Origin of the sequence: Ureibacillus sp. FSL W8-0352, assembly GCF_038004345.1 — a bacterium.
Taxonomy (GTDB): Bacteria; Bacillota; Bacilli; order Bacillales_A; family Planococcaceae; genus Ureibacillus; species Ureibacillus thermosphaericus.
In genome coordinates, this window is record NZ_JBBOQT010000001.1 from 1,661,567 (window position 1) to 1,684,646 (window position 23,080).

The following is a 23,080-nucleotide window of genomic DNA, read 5'->3' on the forward strand; positions in this document are numbered from 1 at the left end:
TCAATCGCCTTCTTTCGTTAGCCGGATTCTTTCTGGATGGGTGTAAATATTCATCGACTCATTGCGGATGAATCCGACCGTTGTGATGCCCAGCTGTTCTGCTAAATTAAGGGCCAATTCTGTAGGAGCAGATTTCGATAAAACCATTGCACAGCCGATTTTAGACACTTTCATTAAAATCTCCGAGGAAATGCGCCCGCTGAAAACAATGATTTTATCTTTTACCGGGATGTTATTTCGCAAACAATAGCCATATATTTTATCAAGGGCATTGTGCCTCCCAATATCCATGCGGCTGATGACAATGCCTTTTACATCGCAAAGTGCGGCATTGTGGACGCCGCCCGTCTGTTTAAAAACTTGCGCAGAATCTTGCATTTCCTTCATCAATCGAAAACAATCTTCCGGAGCGATGCTAAGTTTCACATCTTCCAAATTTTTAGAAGCCAATGCATCGCTTGCAAAGACAAATCCTTGCCGGCTCATCCCGCAGCAAGAAGTCAAATACCGTTTATTTTGCAGTTGTTGGACAAAAGGGTTCACTTTCCTTGCTTTAATATGCACAAAGCCCTCTTCTTCCTGATGCCAAATATCCTCAATATCTTTGTAATGAAGAATGCGCTCTGAAACGAGATAGCCAATGACCATATCTTCCACATATTCCGGCGTGCAAACCATTGTCACGATTTCCTGTTGGTTGACCTTTACAGTGAGTGCATATTCCGAAACAATTAAATCCGTGACTTGCTGTTTTTCGCCGTTTTCAATTCGGATAATTTCCCGAGTAACCGTAGTTTTCATCGATTTTCTCCTTTATTCCGAAATTGGATCTTCAAAAATAAAGACCGAAACAGCACAGTCTTCCTCGATTTTGATGTCGGTAAACAAATGGAGCAGTTTAGAGCCCATCAATTCTTCCATTTCTTTCGGCGTTGATTTGGCATATAAATCTTTAATCATCGTTGTGCGGGCGGTATGCACCATTTTGGCTCCTTCTGGCGTTGTGGCAATAAATCGTTCTGTTGGGGTTAGATTGCCGTATAAAAGCGATACAACGATATTATCAATAAACACCGTATGAATGCGGTCCGGCCCTTTCCCAAATAAATTTTTGCGCAGTTTTCTGATGATATTATTAAATTCATGTATCTTTTTAGACAAGTTGAACCCTCCAACATTTAGAAACTCGTTTATAATTTGATAATAATAACAAATTCTGAAAAATAAAAGAGAAAATATTTTCGAAAATTAAGAAATTACTTTTCTATTGTTGAATTGAACGTTCCGCGTTATAATATAAAAAAGGATAATGTGGATGAATTGGATATATTTTGATTTTTATGTATATGTCAAAACCTATGCATGAAAATCATAATATATTTTCCAAATGATAATGTTTGAGATTGGGTTTTTAGTAAGAGTTTGCTAAAAATTTAATCCACCATGACTAAGCAGCATGAACATTCATGCCGTTTCATGGTGGATTTTTTATTTTTCAGGTGTCAAAACTAGAAATCTTTCGCTCACGATAAGGGGGTTCTCAATTTGGAGAAAATCAATATTAATGGCACTCTTTATGATATTCCTGAAGGGGCAACGATTTTGGATATTTTGAATCAAAACAGCATCCCTCACCCGCAAATTTGCCGTGCGCCGATTGTTGATCCAATTCAAACTTGCGATACATGCATTGTGGAGGTGGATGGAAAGCTTGTTAGATCCTGTTCCACCAAAGCCTTAGATGGCATGAATGTGAAGCTGGATTCAGATAGGGCGCGAGCTGCTCGAAAAGAAGCGATGGACCGCATTCTTGAAAATCACTTATTGTACTGCACCGTTTGCGACAATAACAATGGCGACTGTATTCTCCACAACACAGCGATGATGATGGGCATCAAATCGCAAAAATATCCATATCGTCCAAAAGTGGATCCTGATGAAGTCGATATGTCCCATCCTTTCTACCGTTATGACCCGAACCAATGCATTGCCTGTGGCCGCTGTGTGGAGGTTTGCCAAAACTTACAGGTAAATGAAACAATCTCCATCAACTGGGAAGCAGAAAGACCTTTAGTAATTTGGGATGATGGCGTAAAAATCAATGAATCTTCCTGCGTCAGCTGCGGACAATGTGTGACTGTTTGCCCAACCAATGCGTTGATGGAAAAATCCATGCTTGGGGAAGCTGGATTTCTAACAGGGCTGAAAAAAGAAATTTTAAATCCAATGATTGATTTAGTGAAAGAAGTGGAACCGGATTACAGCACGATTTTCGCCATTTCCGAGATGGAAGCGTCCTTGCGCAAAAAACGCATCAAGAAAACGAAAACGGTTTGCACTTTCTGCGGCGTCGGCTGTTCCTTTGAAGTATGGACAAAAGGGCGAAAAATTTTGAAAGTGCAGCCTTCTGAAGGTCCAGTCAACGGCATTTCCACTTGCATCAAAGGAAAATTCGGCTGGGATTTCGTCAACTCTAAAGAACGGCTTACAAAACCTTTAGTCCGGAAAAATGGTGAATTTGTGGAAGTGTCATGGGATGAAGCATTAGACTTTGTGGCAGAAAACCTTCTCCGCATTCACAAAACTTATGGTCCGGGTTCAATCGGCTTTATCTCTTCTTCCAAAACGACAAACGAAGAAAATTACTTAGTGCAAAAAATGGCTCGGCAAATTTTCCAAACAAACGATGTGGATAACTGCTCCCGCTATTGCCAATCGCCGGCAACTGACGGACTGATCCGCACGGTAGGTTTCGGCGGTGACTCTGGAACCATCAAAGACATCGAAAAAGCAGGGCTTGTCATCATCGTTGGCGCTAATCCTGCAGAATGCCATCCGGTTTTAGCAACGCGAGTTAAACGCGCCCATAAATTGCACGGTCAAAAATTGATTGTGGCTGATCTTCGCAAAAATGAAATGGCAGAACGAGCAGATATTTTCCTCCGCCCGAAACAAGGAACAGACCAAGTTTGGATTATGGCCGTCACAAAATACATCATTGACCAAGGTTGGCATGATGAAGCCTTTATCCAAGAAAATGTCCTAAACTTTAAGGAATATAAACAACTCCTTGAAAAATATACCCTTGACTATGCGGAAGAAGTGACAGGCATTCCGAAAGAAACGTTGATGCAAGTGGCGGAAATGATTCGCGATGCAGACGGCACATGCGTACTTTGGGGAATGGGGGTTACCCAAAATACAGGCGGTTCCCATACTTCTGCGGCTATTTCCAATCTTCTATTAGCAACAGGAAACTATCGACGTCCTGGGGCAGGTGCTTTCCCTCTCCGCGGCCACAATAATGTGCAAGGGGCTTGCGATATGGGCTCATTGCCAAATATGCTGCCAGGCTATCAAAGGGTAACGGATGAAAAAGCCCGGGAAAAATTTGAAAAAGTTTATGGTACCAAAATTCCTTCTACACCTGGTCGCACAAATCCGGAAATGCTTGATGCCATTATGGAAGGCAAAATGAAAGCAATGTATTTAGTCGGGGAAGAAATGACTTTAGTGGACTGCAATGCCAATCATGTAGATGAAGTCCTTTCTAAATTGGAGTTCTTTGTCGTACAAGATGTGTTCTTCTCTCGTACTGCCCAATATGCGGATGTCATTTTGCCGGCTTCTCCTTCCTTAGAAAAAGAAGGAACTTTTACGAATACAGAACGCCGCGTGCAGCGGTTGTATCAAGTATTGCCGCCTCTTGGGGAATCAAAACCAGATTGGCAAATTCTTCAATTAGTGGCGCAGCGTTTAGGCTATGATTGGAACTACAGCCATCCTAGTGAAATCTTTGATGAAATGGCAAGCCTCACCCCCATCTTCTCCCAAGCCAACTATGATGTGTTGGCAGGCTGGGGAAGCTTCTGCTGGGGCAGCCTCGATGGTAAAGATACGCCTTTACTCTATTTGGACGGCTTTAACTTCCCGGACAAAAAAGCCCGTTTTGCTTTAGACGACTGGGTAGAACCAGTGGAATATGAAGGACAATTCGATTGCATCATCAATAATGGACGGATGCTCGAACATTTCCACGAAGGCAATTTGACGAACAAATCCACAGGCATTCAATCGAAAGTGCCGGAAATCTTCGTGGAAGTATCGCCAGAGCTGGCAAAAGAGCGAGGCATTGAAGATGGCATGTTCGTGCGCCTTGTATCTCCATATGGGGCATGTAAAGTCAAAGCCCTTGTGACAGACCGGGTGAAAGGAAACGAACTCTTCCTGCCAATGAACTCTGTAAGCAAAGATTCGGCCATCAACTTCTTAACGGGTCCGGCAGCGGATGTGAACACAAAAACCCCTGCCTACAAGCAAACAAAAGTGCGGCTAGAGGTATTGAAAGATAAAGGAAAACGCCCGCTTCCAAAAACAAATCCAAGAACGAAAAAACGAAATCCGCAAAATGGTGTCGAAGTGGAACGAAAATGGAAGCGCCCTGATTACGTGCCGATCACGACTAATTAGGAGAAGCAGTAATAGAGCAGCTCTGAACAATCGGAAATTGCATTGGGCAGAGCAGTTCTGTCCAATCACAAACAAGCAATGCAAAAGGAGGGAAAACATGGCCTCACCAATTCGGACAATTCGAAAGCAGCCAGTAACAAAAGAAGAAATCGTAGAACAAAATTTGGAGAACTTGAAAGAGCTTGTTTCGGAAAATAAGGAAACTATTCATCAACTCTTTTCGATTTTAAATGAACTTCAGGAAATGGGTGCACTAGAAGCAGCGGAAAAACTTCTTGAAGCTCGGGAAGATGTGGCGGAAATCGCCCTTGGCCAACTGACTAGAAAACCAGCGACAAATCTCATGAATCATTTGATGAATGCAGCTGGTGCATTATCTACCATCGACCCGGAAGCAACGAAAACATTAGCGAATAGTTTCACCAATGGCTTAGATGAAGCGAAAAATGCATTGAACAATGATGAAAAACTCGGCGTATTCGATTTATTAAAAATGCTCAACGACCCGGACGTCAACCGCGGCCTCCACTTCGCCCTTCACTTTTTGAAAGGCTTTGGGAAAAGTTTGAAGGAATAAATGAATCCCCCGCTTTCGTTTTGGAAAGTCGGGGCGATTGCTCTATGTGGGAATGACCCGTGCCCGGGACTATTTGGTACTGGCAACCCGCGATTTTTCAAAAGCAACTTGGCTCAATGAACAAATGGCAACAGATGGCCGTCCGATCCTTTCGGCAATCCGGGTTGGCGAAGAGGATGGAGAAATCATTGTCAACGGACAGTCCTTAATCAAAAGGCTTCAGGAGTCATCGATTGTTTAATTGAACTGCCGGACGGATGGGTCATCATCTACCATAAAACATTCCCGGGCCGCGAAGAACTTTTGGCAGCGCGTACCTAAGATCTATGCCCACGCTTTGACCGAAGCTTCCGGCAAACCGGTGCTGGAAGGCTGGATCCATATGCCGATTGTCGGCAACATGGTGCAATTTACGAAAGAGGATTTAGTGATCAAAGATTGGAATAAGCTCTCGTTGGGGTGAAACTTGGCAGAAAATAGGAGAGCTGTGCTGAAAAGTCTTTTGAATCGACTTTCCGGCACAGCTCCATTTGCATTACACCAATTCCACTTTAATCCATTTTCTTACGCTATTGATGAACCATATTTTCGAACACTTTTTCAAATCGTCCAACGTTAAAACTTTTTCCTCAATTTGCCCCGCTTTCAACAAATGCTCACGGAAAGTGCCTGCAAGAAGCCCGCTTGTGACAGGCGGCGTCCACAGCTTCCCATCGATTTCCAACACGACATTCCCGTTGATGAACTCTGTCAATTCCCCTCTTTCATTCCTAAGAAGAACATCAAAAATTCCTTCTGATGACGGCTTGAACTGCTCATACATATCCCGGTTCGTCGTTTTGTGATATAAAAACAAATGTTCCGAATGGATGGGACTTTTCGCAAGGGACGCTTTTTTCGGAGACTGCATTTTCACAATCGGCTGCCCCTCAATAGTACAGGCACCATCTTGCTCCAAAAGCAATCGCACTTTCCATTGGCCCGAAGGATTCATGTTGGCAAATTCCTTCAGCTTCGTTTCCACTTCATCGATGTTGACAGCATACTGAAAATAGGTTGCCGATTTTTTCAAACGGTTGAGATGCTTGTCTAACAGAAAATACTCTCCATCATCCAACAGCAAACTTTCCAGCAACTGAAACGCTTTTTCTTCCCTATTAAGAAAAGCGCATTTCGCAAGAACTTCATGAAATTCGTCTTCAGCGGTGGAGTCCCAAGTGATGCCCCCTCCGACACCATACATGGCTTTCCCTGTCTTATGGTCAATCATTACCGTCCGAATCGGCACGTTAAAAATGGCCTCCTGATCGGGCGTGATGTATCCAATGGCTCCGCAATACACTTCCCGAGGCGATTTTTCCAGTTTTGAGATGATTTCCATTGTGCTGGCTTTTGGAGCTCCTGTAATGGAACCGCATGGAAAGATGGCTCTTAGAACATCCACCAGTTCTGTGCCTTTTTTGAGCTTTGCAGTTACGGTGGATGTCATTTGATGAACAGTCGGATACTGTTCTACTTCAAATAATTTGGTCACTTTCACCGTACCCGTTTCAGCAACGGCTCCCAAATCATTCCGCAATAAATCAACAATCATTACATTTTCTGCGCGGTTTTTTTCGGAATGATACAGCCACTTTGCCTTTTCTTGATCTTCTTCAAAGGTTTTTCCCCTTTTAACTGTCCCCTTCATTGGGCGAGTTGTAATGTGGTTCCCTTCAATATGGAAAAACAATTCAGGAGAAGCTGATAGGATACTATGTTCACCTGTATGAATGTAAGCGCAATAATTTGCCGCTTGAGCTTTTTTCATTTTATTGAATAATGCAAATGAATCACCTTCAAATTGTGCATGTAAACGAATTGTATAATTCGTTTGATAGGTAATTCCCTTCGCAATGGAATTTTTAATAAATTGGATGGCTTCTCGATATTCCGATTCATTCGTATCAGGTTCCCACTCCGTCAATGAATGGAAACCTTGGCTTGCCATCACTTGATATGTAGGTTCTTTATAAAGGCCGAACCACAACAAAGGCATCTGATAATCCGCCTTTGTTTTTAATGAAGAGTCGAAAGCCGGGGCGCTCTCATAAGATAAAAACCCCGCCGCATAATACCCTTTCTTTACCCATTCTTGCACTTCTTGAAGACAAGTTAACACTTCATGCATTTGGCTGGCAGAAATGATTTTTTCCGGATGAAGAAAAGCAATAGGCTCAATCATTCCATTCGATTTTGCAAATTCGAAATAGAGAAATGGCGTTAGTTCGTTCATGAATCATTTCCTTTTCTGTTTAGAAATTTCTATACATAGTATAGTAAAATTGTGTGTTATTGCAAATTTTTATTTTTTATCAACCATGAATCCAACAGCTTTGAGAAGAGAAAAGATGTGGCTGATTCATGCATAAATCAAGCAGGATATTAGCCAAAGATGGCACAATAATAGTCATTCTGCTTCAAATTTGTAAACATAATAGCCAGAGGAGGAAAAAGGGAATATTGAGAGGCGATAATAGTCAAATAGAGGAAGATATTAGTCATTTCTCCAAAGATAATAGTCAATCTTAATAAGATAATAGCCATTGTGGAAAAATAGGGAATGCTGAGAGGCGATAATAGTCAAAGTTGATTCGATAATAGCCAAAATGCAAGGATAATAGTCAAATCTGGCAAAATAATTGCTAAAGCATTAGAAAAGAGCGAATGAGAAAGCCAATCATCATTCTTATTCGCTCTTTTGAATAAACCCACGTTTTCTAGAACAAAGACATTTGTTCCTTTTCTGTCAGTCTTTCCAACGCTTCCGGTTCATGGTCGCGGAAGTATGCGTGGTGGAGCCATTTTTCCGTTGCGACGATTTGTTTATTGGATTGTTTGGCTTCACGGAGTTTGCAGCTATAAATTACAGGGAAATAATCCCGCAAAAACTTCCCTTCCGCATGGGCAGTCAATGCGATGATTTGAAATCCCAATTGTTCCGCAACAAAGAAAACCGGACTGAGCACATGGTCGCTCGATGCTTTGCCGAATGGATTGTCCAAAATCACCACCCGGCTGTGCTTCATGTTTGTTTTTTGATGCTGTTTCTTTTCAGCGACGTATTTTAACAAGCCCAAAAACAACGTCATATTTTTGCTCCATTTTTCTCCACCTGACCATACATTGCTCTGCTCCCAAGAATAGGACCTTGTCGACACTTTATTTTCGTTTGTCACTTTGCGGCAACTTACTTTCATGCCTTCATTTTTCATCACCACTTGCAGAAGCTGTTTGGTTTGCAGCCACATTTCAATGTCATTCCGAACTTTCGTTTCATCCTGAAGGCCATTTTCTTTTACATAACGAACCGACTCCAGTTGAAGCATAATCCACTCAATGTAATCGCGAATCCGCTGCTTACCTTCTTCTTCGTCCCATTGAGGGATCGTAAAAGTATAAATCGTTTTCCATTGATCCTCTTCTTTTACTTTTGTATGTTTTGGAATTTGTTTCAACTCTTCTACCACTGTTTTTAAATGGTTATGGATTTGGTTGATATATGCTTGCAATTCCTCATCTTTTTGCCGTATATGTTCATTGGCATAATTCGTCGACCGCTCGATTCGGATCATCATATTCTTTTTAAAATCCAATAACCCTTCATAACCCGTCTTATAATCCACACCTTCAATCGCCATTTTTTGCAATTTATTATCAGAAATCGTTGAACAAAACTGCTTATAAGCTTGTTTTTGGGCATCCACCGCTTCCTTTTCCTTCTCCACTTGTCCACTATGTTGCTCCAATTCTTGGATAATGGCTTTCACCATTTTCTTCCGATTATAGATAAAATCCATTTTTTCATTTTCACTTAAAGGGATTGTCACGACTTGCGGTGCGTTAAAATGATGTTTTTCAATGAATTTGATCAGCTCGCGTTCCGCTTCATCAATCTTGTTTTGCTCTCGTGACACTTGTTCCATCTGTTCATCCAAACAATTCTTCTCTTTTTGAAGCGCCTTCTTTTCTTCAGCAAGCTCTTCTTCCGCTTGGTTTAATGGAACGGAGAATGTGTAAATATCATAATCCGGAAAATTTTCACGGAAAAGCTGTTTCAAATGATTTCTTTTTCCTTTTTGCTCTTCCTTTGCAGAAAGCTTTTCAGTAACCTGTTTTTCCAACTTGTTTAATGCCTGTTTCAACTCTTTAATTTTGATAATCTTATTTTGCAATAAATGTTCTCCATCTGATGGAAATTCCCAATGTTCATGCACATTTTCACATTCATTGCGGATCTGATCCATCTCTTCCTGCAATTTGGTCAAATTGTGTTTGGCATTGGCCAGCTTTTCATTCAATTCTCCTATACTTTTTGACGCTTGATGGATTTTCAAATTCAGCGTCTGGATTTTGTCGCGGAGATTTTTCCGGCTTTCCCCGGTAAAAATTGGGCCGTTACCGTCATTCTGCTGAAAGTTTAATGCGAAGAATTGCGAAACAAAACTATTTATCTCCTGTTCATTTAGCGGTGGATTTAAATAATTTCTTTTCGCTAGAACATGAAATTCCTATTGGTATTTACGATGTCAATCATATTGTAGGGGACGTTGAAATTAACTTAGGAAATAGTGAAACCGGCTATGATGGATTAAATGGCCGATATAACAAATTAACAAATATTTTATATAGCAAAGATGAAAAAGGGGCTTTTGGAAGTCCATTTGTCGATTCAGTCAGAACAAGCGTTACGGAAGAGACTACTGAAGCATTGCAAATTTTTTATTTACGTCCATCTTTAGAAGAAGACTATTGCAACAAACTCCTTTCATCTTGCGGTAAAATGTTTACACAAGTTGCAGGGGGAGAATTTACGACCGCATTATTATCCGCCGATAATCCGAGCGTAACGATTGAGGTGAAAAAATGAAAACTATTCCACTGGCAGAAGGAATCAAATTAAAAAGCATTTTAACGAAAAAAGTTCAAGAATTAGTGTATGAGTTTCAAAAAAATGCTCATGTCGTCGTTGAAAAAGGTGAAACACCAAAACAAACGGGCCGTTCTTTAAAAGAAATTGAAGCAGAGCTGGCACAAGTGAGAAAAGATATCCGCACATTAGACAAACTGATTTATCGGGCGAATATTGAAAATACAATCGAATTTAAAGGGGAAGTTATGCCCATTGTTGAAGCTATCGAACTTGCTACTCAATTGCGGGCAGAGGTTTCCTTATACAAAACTTTAGGCAACTCTGAAAAGGAAAAAATCTACACTTCGACTGGTGAAGGAGTTGTTCTATACGAAGTTGCCATGTACGATCCACGCGAATATCGTGAGCGGGCAAACCAGCTCGAAAAAGAAGCGCACCGCCTATCTAATTTAATTAATGCCAAAAACTATGAAGTTCATATTGAATTTGATGATTCCAATTATTTCTAAAACAAAATCATTTCCTCGGGGCGGTGAGAGTCCTCCCCGAGGTATAACGGCTGTCAAACTTGATATAGTGCATAAATGGCAAACCAATAACCATTAACCTGTTACTATGTAACCTGTAACTAATGACCAACTAGCGCAAAGGCAATCGATCGTCAAAATACCTAAGTGTTTTTTCTTGTACAGCCGTTATAGCAATAGGCTGTTTAGAAAATGATATCTTTCTAAACAGCCTTACTTTTTTCTAACGGAGATTCTTATTTTTGATAATAGTCAAAGTTCAAGTTTTATTAGTCAAACTGCTTTGGATTATAGTCAAACTCGGGAAGATATTTGCCAATCGAAAAATTCCGACTCCCCAATCAAAGGATAATAGTCAAAGTTCATGATTTATTAGTCAAACTCAGCTGGATTATAGTCAAACTCGGGAAGATAGTTGCCAATCAAAAAAATCCGACTCCCCAATCAAAGGATAATAGTCAAAGTCCATGATTTATTAGTCAAACTCAGCTGGATTATAGTCAAACTCGGGAAGATATTTGCCAATCGAAAAATTCCGACTCCCCAATCAAAGGATAATAGTCAAAGTCCGTGATTTATTAGTCAAACTCAGCTGGATTATAGTCAAACTCGGGAAGATATTTGCCAATCGAAAAAATCCGACTCCCCAATCAAAGGATAATAGTCAAAGTCCATGATTTATTAGTCAAACTCAGCTGGATTATAGTCAAACTCGAGAAGATATTTGCCAATCAAAAAATTCCGACTCCCCAATCAAAGGATAATAGTCAAAGTCCATGATTTATTAGTCAAACTCAGCTGGATTATAGTCAAACTCGGGAAGATATTTGCCAATCGAAAAAATCCGACTCCCCAATCAAAGGATAATAGTCAAAGTCCATGATTTATTAGTCAAACTCAGCTGGATTATAGTCAACCCAGGGAAGATATTTGCCAATCGAAAAATTCTAACTCCCCAATCAAAGGATAATAGTCAAAGTCCGTGATTTATTAGTCAAACTCAGCTGGATTATAGTCAAACTCGAGAAGATATTTGCCAATCAAAAAAATCCGACTCCCCAATCAAAGGATAATAGTCAAAGTTCATGATTTATTAGTCAAACTCAGCTGGATTATAGTCAAACTCGAGAAGATATTTGCCAATCGAAAAAATCCGACTCCCCAATCAAAGGATAATAGTCAAAGTCCATGATTTATTAGTCAAACTCAGCTGGATTATAGTCAAACTCGAGAAGATATTTGCCAATCAAAAAAATCCGACTCCCCAATCAAAGGATAATAGTCAAAGTTCATGATTTATTAGTCAAACTCAGCTGGATTATAGTCAAACTCGGGAAGATATTTGCCAATCGAAAAATTCCGACTCCCCAATCAAAGGATAATAGTCAAAATTCATACTTTAATAGTCAAATTGCATTGGATTATAGTCAACCCAGGGAAGTTATTTGCCAATCGACTCCACACAAGTGAAAATGGTTAAACTACAATGAATTATAGTCAACTCCATGACGATATCCCTCAGATAACACCTCACAACTATTTTTTTGACCTATTTGAAAAAACAAACACTAACGGAGGAAAGAAGAGTATGAAACCAAACCATCCGAATGAAATAAAAATCGGAATTAATAAAAAGGAAATACCAGAAATAATCGTTAATATTGATCGTTTCTTTAATCCATAAATTCCAATCAGGAAACCTAACGCAATACATAATAAGGACAGAACTTTCAACCAATCCATATCATCACCCCTAAACCATCAAAGATGCATATCTCACAACTTCATTCAAAAAACTATTCCACTCCTGGCAAAAATCGCAACAATTTTTCATCAGCATCTAATATAACATCCACCCCAAGGGGAATGCCTATGTTTGGTGTAGAGTGGCCAATGTTAAATCGCGCAACTGTAGGTTTTTTATATGGCAACAAATATTCCTTTATTAAGGATAATGCGTTCTCTTCTACACCACCATTTCCTAATCGCCCAATCACAAACCCACATGCCTCTTTCAATTTCCCTGCCAATCTTAAATGATTAAACATACGGTCAATTTCTTCAATACTCAATCCTTTATCTTCAATAAGTAAAATTTTATCGCGCGTGTCAATTTCAAACTTTGTGCCGAGTGTATCGACAATTCTACGCAAATTTCCGCCTATAAATTCACCACGTACAGAACCAGGTATTAAACTTTCAAGAGGTGAAATTGTTTCATCATAATAAATTTCAAAAGGCGAAAATAATTGGTAAAACATTTTTTTCGATTGTTCGTCCAATTCTTTTGAAAGAGAAGGTCCATGGAATGTAACAATATTTGAATATTGTTGAATGGCTATATGTAAAAAGGTAATGTCTGAAAATCCCCAAAATATTTTTGGATGTTCAGTTAGTAGTGGATAGTCGATTTTATCAGCTATTTTCGCAGCACCATATCCAGTGGCACAAAAAATTCCTTTCACTTCAGGGTCTTCAATCATTTGATGCAAGTCATGAACCCACGCTTCATCTGTTTCCTCAAAATCATGTTCATTAAGCTCAATGGTTTTTCCTAATTTATAATGTAATCCCATATCGGTGAATAGAGATATATTTCGTTGCAAGCTTTCCAAATCAATAGGACCGCTTAGTGCTATAATCCCTACAGTATCTCCTTTATTTAAGTGCATTGGCCTTATTTTCATTGAGTTCCTCCTACAATTTATTGATACTACAACTATATTAACAAATGGCGTTGAACAATGCTTCTAGAGATTAGTCCAGAAAAAAAGAGCCGTCTCACCTTACGCGGCCCTTTTCACTTATTTTATTTTACTCCTGTATAAATAACCGTTACATCAGGATGTTGGTGTAAAGCACTTGCCGGTAAATCTTCTGTTATTACACCGGTACGAAGACGGTCATAAGCTTCTTGTTTCGTTTCTCCGGAAATTAACAAAATAATCTTCTTTGCATTTAAAATTGATTGAATACCCATTGTGATTGCTTTTCTAGGCATATCCTCTGGTTTTTCAAAATACTTTTGATTTGCTTCTATTGTGGATTGGGTTAATTCTACAATATGTGTAAGAGAATCGAAAGGTGTGCCAGGTTCGTTGAATCCGATATGTCCATTTACTCCGATACCAAGTACTTGAAGATCGATTCCACCTGCTTCTTTTATTTGTTGTTCATATGTACGACATGCAGTTTCTAAATCAGAGCTATGACCTTCTGGAATGTGGATGTTTTCCTTTTGAATATCTACATGTTTGAATAAATGATAATTCATGAAGTAGTGATAACTTGCCTCATTATTTGGGTCAATTCCAACGTATTCATCTAAATTAAATGAAACCACATCTTTAAAAGAAACATTACCTGAATGATATTGTTGAACTAACTCTTTATACAAGCCAATTGGCGTACTTCCTGTCGCTAACCCAATTACTGAATTTGGTTTGTTTTGTAATTGTTCTACAAAGATGTCACAAGCTTTTTTACTTAAATCCTCGTAATCTTTTGTTTCAATCCATTTAATTGAACTCATTTTTTCCTCCTATAATTTAAATTTGGCGCCCTTTTTTATTTTATTATCAACTAACAATAATGACCATTATTTTTTCGCAACAAATTCAACGTATCTTTCATTAATCTGCGCATTGTCAAGAATATGCGGCATATTTTTTAAATCGCTTCCGGTCGGCATTTGGAAAAGACGAAGACCGAATTCTTGTGCAACAGCAAATAAATGATCAAAAATATCAGATTGAATGGACTCATATTCCGTCCATACCACTGTATTGGCAAAAGCATATATTTCCAATGGTAATCCGTTTTCAGTCGGTGCTAATTGCCGAACCATTAATGTAGCTTCCTCATTGATACCTGGATGATGTATTAAGTATTGAGTGATGTACACACGAAATAGTCCGATATTCGTTAAAGCTCTACCATTTACTGAATTGGCTAATCGGTCAATTTGATGCTTTTGGTTATATTCTTCAATCTCCTTTTGGCGATGAACAATGTAATCTTTGAGCAAATGAATTTTTTTACATTTTTCAAGCAATTCTTCGGAACAGAAAGAAATACTTGTAATATCTATAAACAACGATCGTTTAATTCGCCGATTACCCGATGCCTGCATTCCTCTCCAGTTAATAAAAGAATCAGAAATTAACGCATAACTCGGAACAGACGTAATCGTTCTGTCGAAATTTCGCACTTTCACAGTATTTAAGGAAATATCAATGACATCTCCATTCGCACCATACTTCGGCATTTCAATCCAATCGCCAACCCGTACCATATCATTAGCTGTCAGCTGGATGCCGGCTACAAGACCTAGCAAAGAGTCGCGGAACACTAACATAAACACAGCTGATAACGCACCGATTCCACTTAAAAGAATAATTGGATTTTCTCCTAATAGATTAGCAATTACCAAAATCGTTCCGATAATATAATTGGCAATTTTAGCTACTTGAATATAACTTTTGATTGGTCGAATTTTCGAAATCTCATACGTTTGATAAATATCATGAAAAGCTGTTAATAGGCTATTCAGCAAACCTAAAGCAACAATGATCATGTACGTTATCGCAAACTTCTCAATTGTACTCTGATAAGTAGGAAAAATGGCAGCAGAATAAAAAATAATAATAGCAGGTACTAAATGAGACAGCCTATGAAATATCTTACTTTCCAGCAAGATGTTATCCCAAGTAAAATTATTTTTATGTATGATTTTGATGATAAAACGAATGACGATTTTTTTGGCAATAAAGTTCGCAATGATACAAACAATGATAATGAACGCAATCATGATGGCAATTGATAAATAACGAACCCACGTGTCGTTCAATTCATAACTTATAAGGTAATTGCGTATAAATTCCATCGTATTCCCCTTCTTATTCAATTCTTTACTTCACTAATACCCATTGAGCAAATCTCCACTATTATAACAAAAGGGTTTAATTAGGCTAAAATAAAAGCAGACATGCAAATTATGGAATAACTATTTGTTCTTCATTATCATCAAAACGAACATACAAAAAGCAACTACAGTTCAAACTTGAACCGAATTGCTTTTTTGTATGATAATATAACGCTTACAAATTGTTTAACGAATCATTCCGCGGAATCCGCCCCTTGCTTATCCTCAAAAGCTTGAACAACAACCGCTGCAGATGCATCTCCTGTAACATTGATTGATGTGCGAATCATATCTAAAACGCGGTCAACCCCTGCAACCAATGCTAATGCTTCTAATGGTAATCCAACTGCTGTAATCACCATTGTCAGCATGATTAACCCAGCCCCTGGAACACCTGCAGTACCAATTGATGCAAGCGTTGCAGTTAACACAATAATCAATTGCTGTGTAAATGAAAGATCGACACCTAAAAACTGGGCGATAAACAGCACGCATACCCCTTGATACAATGCCGTTCCATCCATATTGATGGTAGCCCCAAGCGGCAACACAAAGCTGCTTACTTTCTTTGACACACCCAAATTTTCTTCCGTATTTTGAATTGTGATTGGCAATGTGGCAGAACTGCTGGACGAACTAAAAGCAACTAAGCTTGCAGGCAAAATCCCTTTGAAAAATTTAACTGGGCTATAGTTGGCTAAAAACTTCACTGAACTTGAATATACAATAAGTGCATGAAGAATACATCCAATATAAACAACGAGAATCAATTTGATGAGTGGGAGGAGGACAGAAGCACCGTATTGTCCTACAACTGGAGCAATTAAACCAAAAATCCCGATTGGAGCAACTTTCATCACAATATGGGTAATTTTATACATAATTTCTGCAAGTCCATCGAAAAAATCATAAACGGGTTTTGCTCTATCTCCAACCAATGCAATGGCTACTCCGAGGAAAAGTGCGAAGAAAATTATTTGAAGCATATTAGCGTCAACCAATGATTGAATAGGATTTATAGGAATAATATTCAACAACGTATCAATAGCTCCCGGCACTTCCTTAGGTTCAGCTGCTTCTTCAGAAATTGTTAAATTTAGACCTGAACCGGGCTTAAAAATATTAGCAAGAATTAATCCAATCAATACAGCAATAGCTGTCGTAATTAAATAATAAGCAAAAGTAATTCCACCCATTCTGCCGATTCGCTTTATATCACCTGTACCGGCAACTCCAATCACAAGGGATGCAAGTACTAATGGAACAATAATAAATTTAATAAGTCTTAAAAATAAATCCCCAAGAGGTTTTACCACTTCAATACTTGGTCCAACAATAACCCCCACAATAATCGCAAGAACAAAGGCGATTAAAATTTGTGTTAACAGACCAATCTTTCTCATTATGAACCCCCTTTTGTGTAATTCCGTGACTTACCCATCCCAAACAATGATTTAGTTGTCTCCCCCCTTACAAAAAAATTGAACAAAACAATGATTGTTTTATCCTATGCTAGTCATTGTTTCAGATATGAATTCCTTGCTTATGAAAACAAGACTCGTCTCTTTTCCACAAAAAAAGGACTTCCAAATTAGAAGTCCAAAAATGCCTTAAACAAATTCTATTTCAATCCATTTTCTTACACTATTGATAAACCATACTTTCGAACACTTTTTCAAATCTTCCAATGTCAAAACCTTTTCTTTAATCTCTCCTGCTTTTAATAAATGTTCACGGAAAGTACCTGCAAGCAATCCGCTGCTAACAGGTGGAGTCCAAAGTTTTCCGTCCAACTCTAATACAACATTACCGTTTATAAACTCCGTCAACTCTTCTCTTTCATTCCATAAAAGGACGTCAAAAATATCTGCTGATTGAGGCTTGAACGATTCATAAAGATCTCGATTCGTTGTTTTATGATATAAAAATACATGTTCCGAATTTACTGGAGTTTTAGCAAGTGCAACCTTTTTAGGAGACTCCATTTTCACGATTGATTGCCCTTCAATTGTACATGTACCACTTGGATTGACAAGTAATCGAACTTTCCATTGTCCTGATTGATTAGCTTTTGCAAACTCTTTCAACTTCTGTTTTACTTCATCGATATCCAGTTGATACTGAAAATACGCTGCTGATTTCCCTAATCGATTCAGATGTTCCTCTAGTAAGAAGAATTCTCCATCATCCAACAATAAGCTTTCTAATAATTGAAATTCTTTCACTTCTCGAGTAAGGAAATCAGATTTTGCAAGAATTTCATTAAATTCATCTTCAGCAGTGGAGTCCCAAGTAATGCCGCCTCCTACACCATAAGTGGCCTTTCCTGATTGATGCTCAATCAGTACCGTCCGAATTGGCACATTAAAAATAGCTTCTTTATTTGGAGTAATGTAGCCAATAGCACCACAATATACTTCACGAGGCGTTTTTTCTAACTTTGTGATAATGTCCATTGTACTAGCTTTCGGTGCTCCAGTAATCGACCCACACGGAAAAATAGCTTTTAACACATCTACTAGTTCTGTTTCTTTTTTCAAGGTTGCAGTAACAGTCGATGTCATTTGATGGACCGTTGGATACTGTTCAATATCAAATAATCGGGGTACCGTCACTGTTCCGGTTTCGGCAACAGCCCCTAAATCATTACGCAGCAAATCAACAATCATTACATTTTCTGCACAATTTTTTTCTGAATGATAGAGCCACTTTGCCTTTTCTTGATCTTCTTCAAAAGTTTTTCCCCTTTTAACTGTCCCCTTCATTGGGCGAGTTGTAATTTTCTCCCCTTCAATATGGAAAAACAATTCAGGAGAAGCCGATAGAATACTATGTTCTCCTGTATGAATGTAAGCGCAATAATTTGCCGATTGAGCTTTTTTCATTTTATTGAATAATGCAAATGAATCACCTTCAAATTGCGCATGTAAACGAATCGTATAATTCGTTTGATAGGTAATTCCATTCGCAATGGAATCTTTAATAAATTGGATGGCTTCCCGATACTCTTCTTCATTTACATCGGGCTTCCACTGGGTTAGTGAATAGGAATTCTTCACTGCTGGCGCTTCATGCAAAGGTTCTTTAAAAAGGCCAAACCATAGCAATGGCATTGTATGTCCAGGCTTCACTTTAAGCGCAGAGTCAAAAGCTGCAGCACTCTCATAAGACAAGAAACCTGCCGCGTAATATCCATGCTTAACCCCTTCCTGTACTTCTTGAAGACAAGTTAACACTTCACTGATGTCGTAAGTCGAAATGATTTTTTCAGGATGAAGAAACGTAATCGGCTCTATATTTCCTTTAGAATTCGCAAATTCAAAATACAATCGTGGTGTTTGCTCTGAAATTTGTGTATTCATGTTCCATTTCCTTTTCTATTTTAGAAATTTCTATACATAGTATAGAAAAATTAAGTAGTTATGAAAACTCTTTTTGAATAACAGAAATGGCCAAGCTATGCTCTAGAAAAATGTTCTTGCACTAATTCGATATACCTTCGAATGGATTTTGGTAAGTAGCGTTGATTTAAGTAAGTGAGATGCACAGTACGTTTAAGATTTGGATGTTCCATTACTTTTTGAATAACCGCTTCACTTGTAGAACCCTTTAAATAATTTTCAGGTAAAATCGTCACGCCCAATCCTTCCTGCACTAGGGAAATGGCTGTTTCGAATCGTTCAATCTCATATTTATCATTCATAGGCAAATTGTTCATTTCAAACGCTTTTAATACATCTAATCGTGTTTGGAATCCTTCAGTACTAATTATAAATGGTTCCTTATATATATCTTTCAATTCCAAAGTGTCTTTCTCTTTTAAATGATGATTCTTTGGCAAAACAGCTACTAATCTTTCTTCGTATAGCGGTATCGAAACAATATCTTTTTCGTTAATAATTTGATTGGTAATAATGACATGCGATTGATGCGTTCGTAAAGCTTGTTTGACACTTTCCGCACCTAAAATATCGACTAGCTTAACGTTGATGAATGGATAATCTTGCTTTAATTTCTTTAATGTTTGCGGTATCCAATGTTTTGCAGATTCAATTAACCCTAATATCAAACAACCATCCCCAACTGAACCGATTTCTTGCAATTCAATTTTTAATATATCTAAGTTCTCCAAAATCTCCTTGGCTCTACCGTATAGAAATTCCCCAACATCTGTTAATTGAAGTTTTCGAGTATGTCCTTCAAACAAAGGATAGCCTACGTCAGATTCTAATTTTTTCATTGCAATACTTAACGAAGGCTGGGCAATGTGTAATTCTTCTGATGCTTTCGTATAACTCATGCATTCCACAAGTTTTATAAAGTAACGCAATTGCTTCATATCCATTCAATCACCCTATTTATAGTTATTATCTATAATATTATTCAAATTATATATTAGATTTATGAATCAATTCAAACTATACTGATACTAACTACTCAGAATATTTCAAAATTAAGGGGATGCGTTTTTGATGACATCATTACGACGAATTTGGTCTGGAAGAACTGACTATGGAGATGAAAAAAGCAAACGATTCCATGAAATCGTACAGCTAGAAAAAAATATTGACCCAATACCAAACGTGGCAATCGTAGGCTTCCAATGTGATGAAGGGGTTCGTCGAAATCAAGGACGAATCGGTGCCAAAGAAGGACCTAATGCCATTCGAAAAGCTTTGGCAAATATACCTTGGCACGGGGAATCGGCCTGTATCGCTGACTTAGGAAATATAAGCTGTGAAGATGCGGAATTAGAAAAAGCTCAAAAATTATTAGGGGAAAAAATAGCGGAAGTACGGACAAACGGTTCGAAAGTGATTGTGCTCGGGGGAGGACACGAAACATTATATGGTCACTACTTAGGTATTCGACAATACATCGGTCGTGATAAAAAATTAGGAATCATAAATATCGATGCTCATTTTGACTTGCGAAGTTATGAAGAAACGACTTCATCTGGAACGATGTTTAAACAAATTTTAGATCATGACAATCATGCATCTTATTGTGTAATCGGTATACAACAATACGGAAATACACTGGAACTGTTTGAAAGAGCAAAAGAGTTTCGAGTCACTACAATTTTAGAGCAACAAATACGAGAAAATATGAATCAAGCTCTAAATGAAATCGATTCTTTTATCAATCAAAATGAAGTGATTTTGTTAACACTTTGCATGGATGTCATTAATGCAGCAGAAGCGCCTGGGGTCAGTGCCCCATCACCTTTTGGACTAAATGCTGTTGAGGTTCGAAAAATCATCCAGCATGTGCTTCAATCTCCAAAGGTGGCTTCATTCGATATTTGTGAAGTAAATCCAACCTTCGATTTATATGGCCAAACTGCAAAATTAGCGGCATATTTCGTCAATGAAGTGATCATGTTCATGATAAAACAAAGGGGGTAAAAACGATGGCGTTTGATCAAATTACAACTATTTTCTTAGCGGTGTTGTTTTTAACAATCGGTACATTCATTATTAAAAAGGTAGGAATTTTTCAACGTTTCTGTATACCAGCACCAGTTGTAGGGGGATTATTATTTGCACTGATTGTCACGATTTCTAAGTCTGCAGGTTTTGAAATCACTCTTGATACTTCATTGCAAAGTTTATTTATGATAACATTCTTTACTACAGTAGGATTAGGAGCCAGTTTTAAATTAGTAAAACTCGGCGGAAAGCTGCTTATTATTTACTGGCTCGCTTGTGGTTTTTTAGCGTTAATGCAAAACGTCATTGGGGTGGGATTAGCATCACTTTTAGGCATTGAACCATTAATCGGAATGATGGCTGGTGCAGTATCAATGGAGGGTGGTCACGGTGCCGCAGCTGCCTTTGGTCAAACGCTCGAAGAATTAGGATTTGAAGGAGCAATGACAGTCGGTGCAGCAGCTGCAACGCTTGGACTTGTAGCAGGTGGATTAGTTGGTGGACCTGCAGCGAAACATTTAATTTCAAAATATGATTTAAAACCATCTAAGGAGGAAATGGAAGTTTCTTCATTGGATACAGATCATGAACAAGTGACAACTCAAACGTTCTTTACTCAAGTATTAATCATCACATTCTGTATGACGGTTGGTTCCTATATAGGAAAATGGTTCTCCGAGCTAACGGATTTTGTATTACCTGGCTATGTTGGTGCTATGTTTGTAGCGGTTATTGTTCGCAACATTCTTGATAAAATCAAATCGGGTGCTATCAATATGAAAACTGTATCCATTATTTGGGATATTACCTTAGGAATTTTCTTATCCATGGCGTTGATGAGTATTAAGCTTTGGGAAATTACAGATTTAGCATTGCCTTTATTAATCATTGTGTTGGTACAAGTGTTATTTATTGTTTTACTTGCTATGTTTGTATTATTTAGATTGCTCGGCAAAAATTACGATGCGGCAGTCATGATTTCAGGTTTTCTCGGCCATGGACTGGGAGCCACTCCAAATGCGATGGCAAATATGCATGCCATTGTCGGACGATTCGGTCCATCGCAAAAAGCTTTCCTCGTAGTGCCAATTGTAGGTGCATTCCTCATCGACGTATTTGGAATACCGATTATTATTACAACTATTAATTTGTTTAAATAATGCATAAGTAAAAATGGCTCTTTCTTGGTGTTCATATTCTAGCACCAAATAGATAGAGCCATTTTTTGATTTTCGTCATTTTATATTGGATTCTTATTAACCAAAACTTCAAATTCGTTGTTTAAATTACACATATAGGCCTGTGAGGAGCACGATTTGTTGAAGCGAGAGATGAATCGTCTTCTAATTTGACGGTACGATGTTCAGTTTTTCAATTACCAAATAATACACCTCCTCTGTAATCGATAACTCTAACTTACAGGGAGGTGCAATCGATTTATATGCGTCGTTTGAATTCGGTATTATATAAATTACGGGTTAGTGCAAAATTTAATGTTTTTTCTATCTAAACTATGAGGCCAACAACTTTGAAAAGTGAAAAGGTGTGGCTGATTTTGCATAGATTAAGCGAGATATTAGCCAAAGATGGCACAATAATAGTCATTCTGCTTATGTTAATAGTCAAATTTGTGAACATAATAGCCAATCAATCGAAAAAAGTTTACGAAATAATCGATAATAGTCAACTCTTTGAACATAATAGTCATTCTTTAGAAGATAATAGTCAAACTTATGAATTTAATAGCCAATAAATTAAAATCAACTTCAAAAATCGGCGATAATAGTCAAAGTTGATTCGATAATAGCCAAAATGCCAAGGATAATAGTCAAACTTGGTAAAATAATTGCCAAAGCATTAATCGAGTAGGAGGGAGCGATTAACTCCCGTCCTCTCACACCACCGTACGTACGGTTCCGTATACGGCGGTTCAATTAAGATGATTGACGCAAGTCTTTATATAACTTCCGTGAATAGCTGTTCTCTTTATGCCAGTGGTCACTCCACCCTCCAAGAGGTCTTCCACGGGATTCACCGCTTCCTTCCTCAAGTGAGGTACTACGTTTTCTGTGTTCATCATGACTCACTGAATGCCAAGGGCTATTCTCTCTTAATTGTTCGGTCCTTCTCAGTTGTTCTAGACCAACTAATACTATGACCTCTGCTGACTTCTGACGGTTCAGCTACTTATCACTAAGTAGGTTATGAAGCGTACTTCACCTATCCGCCAGACCTCCC

The 23,080-nt window shown here is 38.4% G+C and carries 19 protein-coding genes; 8 read left to right on the forward strand and 11 right to left on the reverse strand.

Annotated elements, in window-relative coordinates; all coding sequences use genetic code 11:
* Positions 1–801: a formate dehydrogenase accessory sulfurtransferase FdhD gene (gene fdhD, locus NST98_RS08540; RefSeq protein WP_208650553.1), complete on the reverse strand. Its 801-nt coding sequence runs from the start codon at positions 799–801 to the stop codon at positions 1–3.
* Between the two features lie 12 nt (positions 802–813).
* Complete coding sequence (locus tag NST98_RS08545; protein ID WP_208650554.1) at positions 814–1,161, reverse strand: DUF2294 domain-containing protein; 348 nt, start codon at positions 1,159–1,161, stop codon at positions 814–816.
* Positions 1,162–1,545: 384 nt separating this feature from the next.
* Here NST98_RS08545 and fdhF point away from each other — a divergent pair, with 384 nt between their 5' ends.
* The 3 genes from fdhF (at position 1,546) to NST98_RS08560 (ending at position 5,288) form a co-directional block, all read left to right on the forward strand.
* Complete coding sequence (gene fdhF / locus NST98_RS08550) at positions 1,546–4,470, forward strand: formate dehydrogenase subunit alpha (RefSeq protein ID WP_340714913.1); 2,925 nt, start codon at positions 1,546–1,548, stop codon at positions 4,468–4,470.
* A 97-nt stretch (positions 4,471–4,567) separates the two neighbouring features.
* Positions 4,568–5,047: a DUF1641 domain-containing protein gene (locus NST98_RS08555; RefSeq protein ID WP_340714914.1), complete on the forward strand. Its 480-nt coding sequence runs from the start codon at positions 4,568–4,570 to the stop codon at positions 5,045–5,047.
* A 52-nt stretch (positions 5,048–5,099) separates the two neighbouring features.
* Positions 5,100–5,288, forward strand: coding sequence for a hypothetical protein (locus NST98_RS08560; protein WP_340714915.1), 189 nt, complete (start codon positions 5,100–5,102; stop codon positions 5,286–5,288).
* 294 nt (positions 5,289–5,582) lie between these two features.
* On the opposite strand, the gene pabB (NST98_RS08565) is transcribed toward NST98_RS08560, so the two are convergent.
* Entirely contained in the window at positions 5,583–7,322 is a 1,740-nt protein-coding gene (pabB, locus tag NST98_RS08565) for an aminodeoxychorismate synthase component I (protein ID WP_340714916.1), read from the reverse strand.
* Positions 7,323–7,806: 484 nt separating this feature from the next.
* The gene (locus NST98_RS08570; protein WP_340714917.1) at positions 7,807–9,387 is read right to left on the reverse strand and encodes a hypothetical protein; all 1,581 of its coding nucleotides are present in this window, start codon (positions 9,385–9,387) and stop codon (positions 7,807–7,809) included.
* 89 nt (positions 9,388–9,476) lie between these two features.
* On the opposite strand from NST98_RS08570, the gene NST98_RS08575 reads away from it, so the two are divergent.
* Both NST98_RS08575 and NST98_RS08580 read left to right on the forward strand, forming a co-directional pair.
* On the forward strand, positions 9,477–9,956 hold the full coding sequence (locus NST98_RS08575; RefSeq protein WP_340714918.1) for a B3/B4 domain-containing protein: 480 nt from the start codon (positions 9,477–9,479) through the stop codon (positions 9,954–9,956).
* Positions 9,953–10,468, forward strand: coding sequence for a DIP1984 family protein (locus NST98_RS08580; RefSeq protein WP_096551997.1), 516 nt, complete (start codon positions 9,953–9,955; stop codon positions 10,466–10,468). Before NST98_RS08575 ends, NST98_RS08580 begins: the two co-directional genes overlap by 4 nt.
* 1,814 nt (positions 10,469–12,282) lie before the next feature.
* On the opposite strand, the gene NST98_RS08585 is transcribed toward NST98_RS08580, so the two are convergent.
* The 6 genes from NST98_RS08585 to NST98_RS08610 all read right to left on the reverse strand — a co-directional run bounded on the left by NST98_RS08585 (position 12,283) and on the right by NST98_RS08610 (position 19,755).
* On the reverse strand, positions 12,283–13,173 hold the full coding sequence (locus tag NST98_RS08585) for a S66 peptidase family protein (RefSeq protein ID WP_340714919.1): 891 nt from the start codon (positions 13,171–13,173) through the stop codon (positions 12,283–12,285).
* A gap of 122 nt (positions 13,174–13,295) precedes the next feature.
* Entirely contained in the window at positions 13,296–14,009 is a 714-nt protein-coding gene (gene nagB, locus NST98_RS08590) for a glucosamine-6-phosphate deaminase (protein WP_340715704.1), read from the reverse strand.
* A 75-nt stretch (positions 14,010–14,084) separates the two neighbouring features.
* A complete protein-coding gene (locus NST98_RS08595) occupies positions 14,085–15,371 on the reverse strand; it encodes a mechanosensitive ion channel family protein (protein ID WP_340714920.1) in 1,287 nt (428 codons plus the stop codon).
* A 233-nt stretch (positions 15,372–15,604) separates the two neighbouring features.
* Complete coding sequence (locus NST98_RS08600) at positions 15,605–16,813, reverse strand: dicarboxylate/amino acid:cation symporter (protein WP_340714921.1); 1,209 nt, start codon at positions 16,811–16,813, stop codon at positions 15,605–15,607.
* A 207-nt stretch (positions 16,814–17,020) separates the two neighbouring features.
* A complete protein-coding gene (gene pabB / locus NST98_RS08605; protein WP_340714922.1) occupies positions 17,021–18,772 on the reverse strand; it encodes an aminodeoxychorismate synthase component I in 1,752 nt (583 codons plus the stop codon).
* 95 nt (positions 18,773–18,867) lie between these two features.
* Positions 18,868–19,755 carry a LysR family transcriptional regulator gene (locus NST98_RS08610; protein WP_340714923.1) on the reverse strand — a complete coding sequence of 296 codons (888 nt, stop codon included), beginning with the start codon at positions 19,753–19,755 and terminating at the stop codon, positions 18,868–18,870.
* Between the two features lie 127 nt (positions 19,756–19,882).
* Here NST98_RS08610 and hutG point away from each other — a divergent pair, with 127 nt between their 5' ends.
* From hutG to NST98_RS08625, 3 genes are all read left to right on the forward strand, one after another.
* Positions 19,883–20,818, forward strand: coding sequence for a formimidoylglutamase (gene hutG / locus NST98_RS08615; protein ID WP_340715705.1), 936 nt, complete (start codon positions 19,883–19,885; stop codon positions 20,816–20,818).
* Between the two features lie 5 nt (positions 20,819–20,823).
* A complete protein-coding gene (gene gltS, locus NST98_RS08620; RefSeq protein WP_340714924.1) occupies positions 20,824–22,002 on the forward strand; it encodes a sodium/glutamate symporter in 1,179 nt (392 codons plus the stop codon).
* Positions 22,003–22,370: 368 nt separating this feature from the next.
* Complete coding sequence (locus tag NST98_RS08625; RefSeq protein ID WP_016838192.1) at positions 22,371–22,595, forward strand: hypothetical protein; 225 nt, start codon at positions 22,371–22,373, stop codon at positions 22,593–22,595.
* Positions 22,596–22,772: 177 nt separating this feature from the next.
* On the opposite strand, the gene NST98_RS08630 is transcribed toward NST98_RS08625, so the two are convergent.
* The gene (locus tag NST98_RS08630; RefSeq protein WP_340714173.1) at positions 22,773–22,922 is read right to left on the reverse strand and encodes a hypothetical protein; all 150 of its coding nucleotides are present in this window, start codon (positions 22,920–22,922) and stop codon (positions 22,773–22,775) included.
* Positions 22,923–23,080 lie beyond the last annotated feature (158 nt).

What these genes read in the sequence shown, in the direction of transcription:
- NST98_RS08560 (WP_340714915.1), top strand. Translation starts at nt 5,100, where the DNA reads ATGACCCGTGCCCGGGACTATTTGGTACTGGCAACCCGCGATTTTTCA.
- pabB (WP_340714922.1), bottom strand. Translation starts at nt 18,772, where the DNA reads ATGAATACACAAATTTCAGAGCAAACACCACGATTGTATTTTGAATTT.
- NST98_RS08585 (WP_340714919.1), bottom strand. Translation starts at nt 13,173, where the DNA reads ATGAAAATAAGGCCAATGCACTTAAATAAAGGAGATACTGTAGGGATT.
- NST98_RS08580 (WP_096551997.1), top strand. Translation starts at nt 9,953, where the DNA reads ATGAAAACTATTCCACTGGCAGAAGGAATCAAATTAAAAAGCATTTTA.
- NST98_RS08630 (WP_340714173.1), bottom strand. Translation starts at nt 22,922, where the DNA reads ATGATGAACACAGAAAACGTAGTACCTCACTTGAGGAAGGAAGCGGTG.
- NST98_RS08600 (WP_340714921.1), bottom strand. Translation starts at nt 16,813, where the DNA reads ATGAGAAAGATTGGTCTGTTAACACAAATTTTAATCGCCTTTGTTCTT.
- gltS (WP_340714924.1), top strand. Translation starts at nt 20,824, where the DNA reads ATGGCGTTTGATCAAATTACAACTATTTTCTTAGCGGTGTTGTTTTTA.
- pabB (WP_340714916.1), bottom strand. Translation starts at nt 7,322, where the DNA reads ATGAACGAACTAACGCCATTTCTCTATTTCGAATTTGCAAAATCGAAT.
- NST98_RS08595 (WP_340714920.1), bottom strand. Translation starts at nt 15,371, where the DNA reads ATGGAATTTATACGCAATTACCTTATAAGTTATGAATTGAACGACACG.
- NST98_RS08555 (WP_340714914.1), top strand. Translation starts at nt 4,568, where the DNA reads ATGGCCTCACCAATTCGGACAATTCGAAAGCAGCCAGTAACAAAAGAA.
- hutG (WP_340715705.1), top strand. Translation starts at nt 19,883, where the DNA reads ATGACATCATTACGACGAATTTGGTCTGGAAGAACTGACTATGGAGAT.
- NST98_RS08610 (WP_340714923.1), bottom strand. Translation starts at nt 19,755, where the DNA reads ATGGATATGAAGCAATTGCGTTACTTTATAAAACTTGTGGAATGCATG.
- fdhD (WP_208650553.1), bottom strand. Translation starts at nt 801, where the DNA reads ATGAAAACTACGGTTACTCGGGAAATTATCCGAATTGAAAACGGCGAA.